The following is a 12031-nucleotide window of genomic DNA, read 5'->3' as shown; positions in this document are numbered from 1 at the left end:
TTCGCGCGGTGTTCACAGTCGCGGCGTACTCAGGAATGAGGGGTACGACGACTGGAGGACCACCATGACTGTCAGCATCGGATCACGCGTCATCGGGGGCGGTCGACCCGCCTACGTCATCGCTGAGATCGGCCTGAACCACAACGGTGACGTGGACATCGCCAAGCGCCTCATCGACGTCGCGGCGGATGCCGGCGCGGATGCCGTGAAGTTCCAGAAGCGCACCCCCGAGATCTCCACGCCTGAGCACATGCGCGACGTCCCTCGCGAGACGCCGTGGGGCACGATGACCTACCTCGACTATCGCCGTCGCGTCGAGTTCGGCGAGGACGAGTACGTCGAGGTCGGCGACCACGCTACGCTGCGAGGACTCGACTGGTTCGCTTCCCCGTGGGATGTGCCCAGTGTCGCCTTCCTCGAGAAGCTCAACGTCGTCGCGCACAAGGTCGCCTCGGCCAGCGTCACCGACCTCGAGCTGCTGACCGCCCTGCGCGAGACGGGCAAGCCCATCATCCTCTCATCGGGCATGTCGACCATCGAGCAGATCGATCGCGCGCTCGAGACCCTCGGCACCGACCGGGTCGTGCTCATGCACGCGACGTCGACGTACCCGATGGAGCCGGAAGAGGCCAACCTCCGCGTCATCACGACGCTCCGTGACCGCTACCCCGGTGTGCCGATCGGCTACTCGGGGCACGAGCGCGGTCTGCAGATCTCGCTCGCGGCCGTCGCACTCGGCGCGGTCGCCGTCGAGCGGCACATCACGCTGGATCGCACCATGTGGGGTTCCGATCACGCCGCATCGCTCGAGCCGACAGGTCTCTCGCACCTCGTGCGCGACATCCGGGTGATCGAGACCGCGCTCGGCGACGGCGTCAAGCGCGTCTTCCCCGGCGAGCAGGCCCCGATGGCGAAGCTGCGTCGCGTTCCGGCAGGAGCATGATCACCAGCACGCTGGAACTCCGCGTCGTCGCGATCGCGGATGCCGACTCGTTCGTGAAATGGTCGGCGTCGCTGCTGTCGGGCATCACCGGCATCCGCCGCCACATGCTGCTGGTGCGCACGCCGCTCACCGTCAGTGCGGAACAGGAGCGTACGGCCCTCGCGGGGACGAGCTTCGCGGATGCCGACGTCACCCGTCTCGGCTTCGACGAGGTGCGCGGGTGGCTGACTGGCCACCAGCCCGACGTCGTCGTGCTCTCCGGACGGGGACCGTTCGTGCGACTGATGGCGCGCCAGATCGACCGGCTGGCGCGCAGACCGGTCGTGGTGAGCGGACTGCCCGGCATGTCGATCCCCGCACAGCGCGGCGCGCTCGAGTACCGACGCGAGAGCGACCTGATGGTCGTGCACTCGCACCGCGAGGAGCGGGCCTTCGCCGAACTGGGCCGCCGCATCGGCATGCAGGTGCCGACCGCGCTGGCGACGCTGCCTTTCGCGCGGACGGCTCCGGATGCTGTCACTGCAGGACCTGCTCGCGTCGCGGAGCGCGAGCTGGTCGGTGCCGTCGCGGGTGGTGTCTCGCGTGCCGGCCGCTTGGCTCCTGCTCCGTTCGCCCGCCCCGGCGGCACGGATCTCGTGTTCGCCGCTCAGGCACTGGTGCCGGCCGCGCGACATGAGCGCGAGCAGATCGCCGACATGCTGCACAGTGCAGCCGATGCGGACCCGACCAAGCGCGTCGTCGTCAAGCTGCGCTCGCGGCCCGGCGAGGCCGAGGCGCACTTCGAACGCGATGCCTACACCGATCTGCTGGCGGCGCGTCCACGCAACATGGTCCTCTCCCACGAGCCGATGTCGACGGCGCTGACCCGTGCCGAAGGGCTGGTGACCGTCAGCTCCACCGCGGCGATCGAGGCGCTCGCGCAGAACGTTCCCGTCATCGCGCTCGACACGTTCGGCGTGCACAAGACGCTGCTGAACACGGTATTCACGGGCAGCGGGCTGCTGGGTGGGGCCGAGGAGGTCATCGGGCGCCGGTTCCGGCATCCGCTCGCCGGCTGGCAGCGCGACAACTACTTCCAGCCGGAGTCCGACACCAACTGGTGGCGATGCGTCGAAGAGCTCGTCGCGCTGCGCCGCGAGGGACGCCTGCAAGCGAAGGTCGTTCCGACGGGTCGTGGCGGCGCGCTCCATGCGGCATGGCATCGCAAGAGCGTGCTGGGCTCGGAGGACCGCTCGTTCGCGGGCGCCATCGCGCTCAGCGTCGGCGCTCCGCTCGTGCAGGGAATCCTCGGCATGCGCCGCGCCCGGGGTCGCGCCACCGCCGACACCTGGGCCGACCCCACGACCGATTACACGCTCGAGCCGACCCCGCACCGGGACCCCGTGCGGCGCTGAGCCCGCGCCTGTCCGAGCCCGCGCCGAAACAGGCCTTGCCGCTCGAAACAGGTGGTGCCACGGCCTGTTTCGTCGCGCACGACCTGTTTCGAGGGTGGCGCGGTTGCGGCGTCAGCAGCGGTTGCGGGGAGTCAGCGGTTGATCTCGTCGGCGTCCCAGTGCAACGACGCGCCCTCGGGTACCAGCAGAGCCTCGATCGCGGGATCCGTGCAGATCGCACGGATCAGCTCTTCCGAACCCGCGACGATCGTCGAGTCGAAGTCGATCTCGCTCGCCATCACCCAGGCGCGGTCTGCGGGCCAGAGGATGCTGGGATGCTGTGCCGATGGCGAGAATCCGTGACTTTCGGCTTCACGATCGCGCCACGGCGCATCGAGGATCCACTCCGGATCCGCGAACATCGTCGGCGCCGCCGAGAAGAGCACGTGATCACGATCGGGCAGTTCGAACCGCGGCCCCTTGGAGATGTCGTCGGAGAGAATGCCCGGCTGCCACTTCGCCTGGCGGAACGGCATCTCGAAGCTCCCGCGGAGACTGCGCCACCGCATCGGCTTCGGCGTCTCGTCGGTGAACTCGATGAAGCCGCGACCTGTGCTGCCGTATGCCCCGACGAGTCCGCCCCAGCCCTCCCAGACGGCGACGAATCCGGCATCCGGCGTCGTGGTGTGTTCGATGAGGCGGCCGGCGATCGCAGCGAGCAGCTCGGGCGAGATGGAGCCCATGTTCGGTGACGAGAACTCCCTCCCGTCGGGGGCGATGCTGGGGTGCCAGTCGCCGTCGCTCGACGTTCGGACGAGGCGCTGCCATTGCGCGAACGCATGCATGGTCGTGCCGAAGGCCGCCGCGGCATCCGCCCACGAGGCAGGCGTGGCGACGAGCATCTCCACCAGGCGCTGCTGCTCGGCATCCGGCATCCGCGACCACTCATTCGTCGTCGGCACACGTCGATCCGGCAGCGACCGCACCTCCGTGGGATGGAAGATGCGCGCGTACGCCGGAGAGCCGTGCGGCACGAAGTGGTGCATCGACCAGTCGGCGTCGAGGCGGTCGCGGATCCAGCCGCCTGCCGCCGTCGGGTCCGCGATCCACTCCATGGCGTCCACGGTACCTGCCGGATCGTGCCGCGGGGATCGGTCGACTGATGCCGTTCGCGACACGCCCGGAACTCCGCTAGACTGTCCAGGTTGTCTGTCTTCTGCGTGCATCCTGCGCGCATGGGCGGGCACGTGCACACACCCTCCTGCTTTCGGGAAATGCCCGGAAGCCGTTCTAGTCCGAAGGAGGTGGGTAAGTGACGCACCAGTACGAACTCATGGTCATTCTGACCCCCGAGATCGACGAGCGCCAGGTCGCCCCTACGCTCGACAAGTTCCTGAAGGTCATCACCAACGATGGTGGCTCGATTGACAAGGTCGACATCTGGGGCAAGCGCCGTCTTGCATACGAGATCCAGAAGAAGAACGAGGGCATCTACGCCGTCGTCAACTTCACCGCGACGAGCGATGCCACCAAGGAGCTCGACCGTCAGCTGGGCCTGAACGAGCAGATCATGCGCACCAAGGTTCTTCGTTCTGAAGAAGCTCAGGCGATGGTCGCTTTCGAAGCCAAGCGCTCCGAGGAGAAGGCAGCTCGCAAGGCTGCCAAGGCAGCGAAGGCCTAAGGCTCATGGCCGGCGAAACCGTCATCACCGTGGTGGGCAACCTCACGGCCGACCCCGAGCTGCGTTACACGCAGAACGGGCTGCCGGTGGCGAACTTCACCATCGCATCGACGCCGCGAACCTTCGACCGTCAGGCGAACGAGTGGAAGGACGGCGATGCGCTGTTCCTCCGTGCGTCCGTGTGGCGCGAGTTCGCCGAGCACGTGGCTGGGTCACTGACGAAGGGCATGCGTGTTGTCGCGCAGGGCCGTCTTCGTCAGCGCTCCTACCAGGACCGTGAGGGTAACAACCGCACGGCCATCGAGCTCGAGGTCGACGAGATCGGCCCTTCGCTGCGATACGCGACGGCACAGGTCACCCGTGCCGCTTCCGGCGGAGCCGGTGGCGGTGGACAGCGTCCCGCGCAGCAGCAGCAGCAGGTGTCGGAGGAGCCGTGGTCAACCCCCGGTTCTTCAACCAGCGCAGATGCCTGGAGCACTCCGGGCAGCTTCGGCGACGACACCCCATTCTGAACAACTTCTGGATCCGAGTCTCGCAAGAGGCACGGCATCCGCTCATCAATAAGGAATAACCATGGCTGGAAAGTCGAGCGGCGACCGCCGCAAGCCGCGGAAGGGTGGCAAGCCCACCGCTCCCGCGAAGTCGATCCGGGTCGGCGTCATCGATTACAAGGATGTCGCAACCCTTCGCAAGTTCGTCTCGGAGCGCGGCAAGATCCGCGCCCGTCGTATCACCGGTGTCTCGGTGCAGGAGCAGCGTCTGATCGCCACTGCGATCAAAAACGCACGCGAGATGGCGCTCCTGCCTTACGCCGGCGCTGGCCGCTAAGGGGTATCGATATGGCAAAGCTGATTCTCACGAATGAGGTCGCCGGGCTCGGAAGCGCCGGTGACGTTATCGAGGTCAAGAACGGGTACGCCCGCAACTACCTCATCCCCCAGGGCCTCGCTACGGCGTGGACCCGCGGCGGCGCAAAGCAGGTCGAGTCGATCCAGGCCGCACGCAAGTCGCGCGCGATCCACGATCGCGACGAGGCTGTGGCGCTCAAGGACAAGATCGAGGACACGAAGGTCCGTCTGGCCGTCAAGGCCGGCGGCGCCGGACGTCTGTTCGGATCGGTCAAGACCGAGCACGTCGCGAACGCTGTCGAGGCTGCCGGCCTCGGCACGATCGACAAGCGCAAGGTGACCATCACCTCGCCGATCAAGTCGACCGGTGACCACGAGGCGACTGTGCGTCTGCACGAAGACGTCGTCGCCGTCATCACCCTTCAGGTCGTCGCGGCCAAGTAGTCCGCAGCACCTCTCGAACGCCCTCTGCCCTTCGGGACAGGGGGCGTTCTGCGCGATGTGGACGATCGAGCGGATGCTGAACGAAGCCGCGCGCCGGCGGATCGACGGCTCCTCCCGAGGCCGCCGACCCGCCGGACGTGCGATGGCATCGCCGTAGGGCGTGTGGTGATCAGGCCATGCGCCGGCGGAGCGCAAGCCCTGCGCCGAGCAGCATCAGCAGAACGGCCACGGCAGCGGGCCAGCGGGCGTCATCACCTCCCGTCGTGGCGAGTCGTTCACCGGATGCGGCGACCGTCGAGCCGTGAGCGCTCGGAGTGGTGTTCGGCGTCATGCCCGGATCTGTCCCGGGGTCGGTTCCGGCGTCCGTTCCGGGGTCCGTTCCCGGGTCAGTCCCTGGGTCCGTTCCGGGGTCAGTCCCTGGGTCCGTTCCGGGGTCGGTGCCCGGGTCAGTCCCTGGATCCGTCCCCGGGTCCGTCGGTGTCGTCCCCGGTCCCGGATCGGTGACTGTGCTCGTCCCGATCACCGAGATCGCGTTCCCTCCGATCGTGAGAGGGATGCTGATCGGCGCCACGATCTGCGTGCCGCCGAGCACTGAGCCGTGCCCCGAGGTGAGGATGTCACCTCCCGCCGGTACGCCGGTCGGGGCAGCTGCCCCATCTCCGGTGACGGTACTCTTCCCCGCCACGCTGATGGCGTTGCCCACGACCGAGATCGGCGCGACGACCGGTGCGACCACCTGGCTGCCGCCCAGGATCGACGACTCGCCCGATGTCTCTGCCGTCCCAGGTGATCCGGATGCCGCAGCCCCGGAAGACGCCGGCGGTGCCGCGCTCACGTCGCTGGTGCCGAGCACGCTGACCGCATTGCCGGTCACAGTGATCGGAGCGGTGACCGGTGCGATCACCTGTGTCCCGCCGGCGATCGAGTCGGACCCGTCGGTGACGGCATCCGGCGCGGTCGGCATCGACGATTCGTCTGCCGACGCGCCGGGTTCCGCCGACGTCGCCGGGCCGACATCGCTGCCGCCGAGCACTGAGATGCTGTTTCCCACGATCGTGACGGGCGCGTCCACTGGAACCAGCGCCTGCGTGCCGCCGAGGATCGAATCGTCACCCGATGTGGTGGTGGAAGGCACCCCTGCCTCCGGAGCATCGGTCTGGGGAGCCGCACTCGGCGGCGACTGGGGATCGCCGCTCTGGGAATCGGCGGCAGGGGTGTCGATTGAGGATGAGCCGAGGACGCTCACCGCATTGTCTTGGATCGTCACCGGAGCGTCGACGGCGACGATGGCCTGAGTGCCGGACGCGATGCCCTCTGCGCCGCTCGTCGTGACCGCCGCTGCCGGCTCTGGGGCCGGCGCCGGCTCGGGCTCGGGTGCCGGTGCCGGTGCATCCACGGTGGAGGTGCCGAGAACGGAGACGGCGTTGCCGGCGACGTTCACCGGCACCGAGACGGAAATGACCGCCTGGGATCCGGAGAGGATGCCGTCCTCTCCGTCGGTTTCTGCCGCGTTCGCGGCGGTGGCGCCGAGCAGGGTGATCCCGCCGGCTACCAGCACGCCCCAGAGGGCGCGCGTGATGATGGTTCGCATGATGATTCAGCTCCTGACTGAGATAAAGGGTCGAATGATTGCGCGCGATCGATGTGCGCGCAGCACTGCGTCTGTCATCCGCGAGGGATGACATGACCCCGTTCAGTCAGGAGAGTTGTCGGTGCCGGCGGGAGGGGACGATGGAAGATCGTCGTCCGATGCGGTTCGGGTCTGTTTCCACGCGCGAAGCGCGTCGCGTTCGGTGCTTTCGACGTGCGCGCCGGCTGAGAGGCCAGTGCTGCTGCCGGCAGCGGCAGACGAGGAGGTGGCAGGGGGCCCCGGCGGCCCATGCGCCCCGTCTCCAGGCGGCGCGGAGAGCGGTCGCGCACCTGCCATCGTCGCGGGCGCCGACGTGCCATGGCCGGCTTCGCGGAACTCGTCGAGGAGGCGATCCGCATACGGGTGCGGCGTGAGCGTTGACGGCGCCGGAGACGCTTCGATGGACGGATCCATGATCGGCAGCACCACCGGCTCCGTTCCGACGGGTGAAGCGGCGGGGGCGTTCTGACCTGGAGTCGACTGATCAGGAGCGGCGGGAGATGGTGCCGGGTGCAGGGCCTCGGTCACGGGCGACACAGCGGTGTCGAGAGTCTCTGCGATCCGGCCGGTCGTCGCGTCGACGGCGTCGGCGAGGTCGATCACGGCCTCGGTGGCGCCGGTATCGTCGAGCAGTTCGCCGACGACAGGAACATCGGCGACTGTGTTCACCAGGGGAGCGATGGCGTGCGAGACGGGCGAATCGCTCAACTGATCGGTGACGGGGTCGACCACGACGTCGGTTACGGTGTCGGACGCGACCGCTGCGAGGTCACCGACGGGCGGTGAGACATGCACGACGGGAGCGATCACCGTCTGCACGATCGGGACGACCGCGTCGCTCACCGCAGGCTGGGTCACCTCTGCGACCACCGGATCTGTGGCCGACTGAAGAGTCGAATCGACGACGGAGGTGACCAGACCCGGGGGCGATTCGGACTCGTCGTCCCCATGCGCAGCATCGCCGCCGGTGAGAATGCTGAGCGTGACCCATGCGAGCACGCCGAGGGCGCCGAGCGCGACTCCGCTCGGTATCCGACTGGACACGGCGACGGTCACGTTCATCCCCCTCTCCCAGTGGCCTGCTTCGCGGCGCGGGGTGCGTCGTGCGCTTGAACATACTCCGGCGGCACGCGGCTGTCCAGGGTTATTGACTCGTGACCAGCGCGTTCGTCAGCAACACGAAGGCAGACGCGCCCGAGAATATCCGGGGTTGACTTCTCCCCAGGTTGTACACATGCGCCGCTCCCGGCCGCAACCTTCAACGGTGCGTTTAAACAGATTCTCATCCACAGGCTGGGGAACCGGTAAAGACCAGCTCAAAGCCAATAAACCAGTGCTCATTCGTTGTGCATCACAGGGTTATCCACATCGGTTCTGCACAGACACCGCGAAGTTCTCCGCACACTCTCCACAGAGTTATCCACAGGCTGTATTGCAGTCGGAGTGACGCGCTTCTAACGTGGACGAGCGACGAGATGTCGGTGGTGCGTGGTTCGCTCAAAATACGACCGCGAAGCACTCCGTAGTCGTATGGCGCTCGGGACTCGGTCTCCACGCCTCACCAGCCACAAGCGCACCGAAGGGAGCAACGTGTCGATTGCCGACATCTCGGAGGAGCGACTCGGAGGCCAGCGCAAGCCGGAGCGTGTGCCGCCGCACGATCTCCTCGCCGAACAGAGTGCGCTGGGCGGCATGCTGCTGTCGAAGGATGCTGTGGCCGATGTCATCGAGACTCTCAAGGGCGCCGACTTCTACATCCCCAAGCATGAACTGATCTTCGAGGCCATCCTCTCGCTGTACTCGCACGGCGAGCCCACCGACGTGGTCGCCGTCACCGATGAGCTCATCAAGACGGGCGAGCTGGGGCGCGCCGGCGGCGCCGACTACCTGCACACTCTGACCTCGATCGTCCCGACCGCGGCGAACGCCGGGTACTACGCCGGCATCGTAGCCGAGCGTTCGATCCTGCGCCGCCTCGTCGACGCCGGTACGCGCATCGTTCAGCTCGGGTACGACGGGCAGGGCGATGCGACCGACCTCGTCAACAACGCTCAAGCCGAGATCTACGCCGTCACCGGCACCGAGACAGCGGAGGATTACGTCCCCCTGACGGTCGCCGTGGATGCTGCGCTCGAAGAGATCGAGGCGGCCAGCGGTCGCGACGGCTCGATGACGGGCGTGCCGACCGGCTTCAAGGAGCTCGATGAGCTCACGAACGGCCTGCACGGCGGGCAGATGATCGTGGTGGCGGCGAGGCCGGCCATGGGCAAGGCGCTTGCGCTCGACACGCGACTGCCCACGCCGACAGGCTGGACCACCATGGGCGACGTGCAGGTAGGTGATGAGCTCTACGATGCGCACGGTCGTCCGACGCGTGTCGTGGCAGCCACGGAGGTCATGACCGGGCGTCCCTGCTATGAGGTGGAGTTCTCGGACGGAACCCGGATCATCGCGGACGCCGAGCATCAATGGGTGACCCAGACCCGTGCCACGCGACGGTCGCCGGCGGGCGGCTCGGCGACGGTCACCACCGAGCAGATGCTCGAGACGCTCACGGTCGGAGCGGACCGACGCGCCAACCATTCGATCGCAAATGCGGCACCGTTGTGCGCTGCCGATGCCGAACTTCCGATCCCGCCGTACGCTCTGGGCGCCTGGCTCGGTGACGGTCACACGGATGGTGCGCGACTGACGAGTGGGACCGATGAGATCTCCTCATTCATCGAGCAGGAGGGGCTGCGGGTCGAGTCTCGAGGGGCGATGCTCTACGCCGTCAAGCTGCCGGCGCGGACCACGCTCGTGCGCGAGTGCGAGGTGTGCGGCACGGAGTTCATCGCACGGCACCCGCATGTGCGTACGTGCGGTCGTACCTGCGGCCCGAAGAACAAGGGCGCCCATCCCGAGCGGCTGTCCTGCCCCGAATGTGGTGAGCCGTTCTCCGGCGAAGCGCAGCGCTGCGCCGCCTGCTATCACGAGCATGGGTCGTTCACCGCGCTGCTGCGTGGGATCGGAGTTCTCCGCGACAAGCACATCCCTGCGATGTATCTGCGCGCCTCGACGGCTCAGCGCCGTGCGTTGCTCGCCGGTCTGATGGACACCGACGGCACCGTGGTGCGCGGGGTGGGTTCGTGCCAGTTCGCGGTGACGAACAAGCGCCTGGCTGACTCCGTGTACGAGCTGATCGTAAGTCTCGGATACAAGTGCGGGCGGACGACGAAGCGAGTCAACGGCCGCACCGAGGCCTCCTCGACGTGCTACATCCTGAACTTCTCAACGGTCGATGATGTCTTCCGATTCGAGCGCAAGCGACAGTTGCATGCGCAGGAGCGTCCGGTGAGCGAGGCACGGATCGGCCGCCGGTACGTCAAGGCGATCCGACCGATCGAGAGCGTCCCGGTGCGGTGTGTCCAGGTGGACAATGCGGAGCACCTGTATCTCGCAGGTGAGTCGATGGTCCCCACACACAACTCGACGCTTGCGCTCGACTTCGCACGCGCCGCGGCGATCGGTCACAACCAGCCCGCGATCTTCTTCTCGCTCGAGATGGGCAAGAGCGAGATCGCGATGCGTCTGCTCAGCGCAGAAGGGGCGATCCCGTTGCAGCACATGCGCAAGGGAACGCTCGACCCGCGCGACTGGACCACGGTCGCTGCGACTCGTGGCCGCATCAACGACGCCCCGCTGTACATCGACGACAGCCCCAACATGACCCTGGTCGAGATCCGCGCGAAATGCCGTCGCCTCAAGCAGCGCTCGGGTCTGCGCATGGTCGTGATCGACTACCTGCAGCTGATGACGAGCGGCAAGCGCGTCGAGTCACGTCAGCAGGAAGTCTCGGAGTTCTCGCGTGCGCTGAAACTGCTGGCGAAGGAGCTGCAGGTTCCGGTCATCGCGCTGTCGCAGCTGAACCGTGGGTCTGAGGCTCGTCAGGACAAGAAGCCGCAGATCAGCGACCTGCGTGAGTCGGGCTCGATCGAGCAGGATGCCGACATGGTGATACTGCTGCACCGCGACTCCGTGTACGACAAGGACGTCCGCCCCGGCGAGGCCGACCTCATCGTGGCCAAGCACCGTAACGGCCCGACCGCGACGATCAACGTCGCCTTCCAGGGCCACTACTCGCGGTTCGCGGACATGGCTCCTGGCGGGGACTTCAACTGATGATGAGCCGTGGGTCACGCTCGTCGGCTTGAGTGAGATCACGCCATCGGGCCGTGGTAACCCAGGCCGGAACTGATGCGATCAGCCGTCTCGATCACGATCCGCGCGAGCTCGGCTTCGCGCGAGGCGAGATCGATCGTCGTGAGCGGTCCTGAGATCGAGATTGAGGCGACGATCTTACCGAACTGGTCGAGGATCGGCGCGGCGACCGAGGCGCGGCCGAGAACGAACTCCTCCGCCTCGGTGCCGTAGCCGCGGCGCGAGATCAGTGCGACCTCCCGGTCGAGTGCGTCGTGCGAGGTGATCGTCGCGTTCGTGAATCCAGTCAGATGCGGCATGAGCCGTTGGCGCGTTTCGCGGGTCGAGCCGATGAGCGTGGACTTGCCGATGCTCGTTGCGTGCAGAGGCACCCGCTGGCCCATGAGAGTGTGGGACTTCGGCGACAGCGGTCCCTCGAAGTTGGCGAGATACACAAGCTCGGCGCCGCGCAGCAGCGCGATGTTGACCCCGAGGCCGAGCTGCCCGGCGAGGTTCTGTGCGATCTGGCGTCCAGCGCGGTGCACGTTGCTCTGATTGATCGCAACGCCGGCGAGAGTCATCAGCTCTGAACCGAGGAAGAACAGCGAAGTCTGCGCATCGCGCTCGACGAAACCGCCCGACTCGAGAGTCGCGAGCAGTCGGGACGCGGTCGATTGCCCGATCCCCGCTGCCCGAGCAACGTCATTGACACGCATCGGCTCACCGCCTGCGAACGTCTCCAGCACTGCCATCGCCTTCTCGACGCTCTGGTTTGCACCTTTTTCCGTAACCATGGCCTCCGCCTCTCAGTCGGGGAACTGGACCGATCCGGGACTATTATGCACATACTGCATAGCAGTTGCACAAGATGAGAAGTTCGTGCACTCTGATCACGAGCCGATGTCGCCTTACTGACACGGCGCCGAAAAACGA

General features: G+C 66.9%; 11 protein-coding genes. 7 read left to right on the top strand and 4 right to left on the bottom strand.

All coding sequences use genetic code 11. The annotated features are described in order from the left end of the window. The first annotated feature begins 64 nt into the window (after positions 1–64). Together HDC95_RS13805 and HDC95_RS13800 are read left to right on the top strand one after the other, a co-directional pair. Entirely contained in the window at positions 65–943 is an 879-nt protein-coding gene (locus HDC95_RS13805; protein WP_259064163.1) for an N-acetylneuraminate synthase family protein, read from the top strand. Continuing rightward, positions 940–2337, top strand: a complete 1398-nt coding sequence (locus HDC95_RS13800; protein ID WP_259064162.1) for a DUF6716 putative glycosyltransferase — start codon at positions 940–942, stop codon at positions 2335–2337. The genes HDC95_RS13805 and HDC95_RS13800 overlap by 4 nt, the downstream gene beginning before the upstream one ends. Positions 2338–2468: 131 nt before the next feature. On the opposite strand, the gene HDC95_RS13795 is transcribed toward HDC95_RS13800, so the two are convergent. Beyond that, positions 2469–3431, bottom strand: coding sequence for a hypothetical protein (locus HDC95_RS13795; RefSeq protein WP_259064161.1), 963 nt, complete (start codon positions 3429–3431; stop codon positions 2469–2471). A 197-nt stretch (positions 3432–3628) separates the two neighbouring features. Between HDC95_RS13795 and rpsF the strand changes: the two genes are divergently transcribed. From rpsF to rplI, 4 genes are all read left to right on the top strand, one after another. After that, positions 3629–3997 carry a 30S ribosomal protein S6 gene (gene rpsF, locus HDC95_RS13790; protein ID WP_259064160.1) on the top strand — a complete coding sequence of 123 codons (369 nt, stop codon included), beginning with the start codon at positions 3629–3631 and terminating at the stop codon, positions 3995–3997. Between the two features lie 5 nt (positions 3998–4002). After that, positions 4003–4509: a single-stranded DNA-binding protein gene (locus tag HDC95_RS13785; protein ID WP_259064159.1), complete on the top strand. Its 507-nt coding sequence runs from the start codon at positions 4003–4005 to the stop codon at positions 4507–4509. Positions 4510–4570: 61 nt separating this feature from the next. Then, positions 4571–4825: a 30S ribosomal protein S18 gene (rpsR, locus tag HDC95_RS13780; RefSeq protein ID WP_017829850.1), complete on the top strand. Its 255-nt coding sequence runs from the start codon at positions 4571–4573 to the stop codon at positions 4823–4825. Positions 4826–4836: 11 nt separating this feature from the next. After that, positions 4837–5289, top strand: a complete 453-nt coding sequence (gene rplI, locus HDC95_RS13775; RefSeq protein ID WP_259064155.1) for a 50S ribosomal protein L9 — start codon at positions 4837–4839, stop codon at positions 5287–5289. Between the two features lie 169 nt (positions 5290–5458). Here the strand turns inward: rplI and HDC95_RS13770 are convergent, their stop codons facing one another. Together HDC95_RS13770 and HDC95_RS13765 are read right to left on the bottom strand one after the other, a co-directional pair. Next, positions 5459–6880 carry a chaplin family protein gene (locus HDC95_RS13770; RefSeq protein WP_259064153.1) on the bottom strand — a complete coding sequence of 474 codons (1422 nt, stop codon included), beginning with the start codon at positions 6878–6880 and terminating at the stop codon, positions 5459–5461. Positions 6881–6982: 102 nt separating this feature from the next. Further along, positions 6983–7981, bottom strand: coding sequence for a hypothetical protein (locus tag HDC95_RS13765; protein WP_259064152.1), 999 nt, complete (start codon positions 7979–7981; stop codon positions 6983–6985). A 468-nt stretch (positions 7982–8449) separates the two neighbouring features. Between HDC95_RS13765 and dnaB the strand changes: the two genes are divergently transcribed. Beyond that, positions 8450–11080 (top strand): replicative DNA helicase, encoded by a 2631-nt coding sequence (gene dnaB, locus HDC95_RS13760; RefSeq protein ID WP_310503260.1) that lies wholly within the window; start codon positions 8450–8452, stop codon positions 11078–11080. A 38-nt stretch (positions 11081–11118) separates the two neighbouring features. Here dnaB and HDC95_RS13755 read toward each other — a convergent pair whose 3' ends face one another. Beyond that, complete coding sequence (locus HDC95_RS13755) at positions 11119–11892, bottom strand: IclR family transcriptional regulator (RefSeq protein WP_259064150.1); 774 nt, start codon at positions 11890–11892, stop codon at positions 11119–11121. Between the last annotated feature and the right edge of the window lie 139 nt (positions 11893–12031).

The sequence above is a fragment of the Microbacterium sp. AK031 genome (genome assembly GCF_024807145.1).
Lineage (GTDB): Bacteria > Actinomycetota > Actinomycetes > Actinomycetales > Microbacteriaceae > Microbacterium.
Note: the sequence above shows the minus strand (reverse complement) of the source record. Positions and strands in the feature narration are given on the sequence as shown.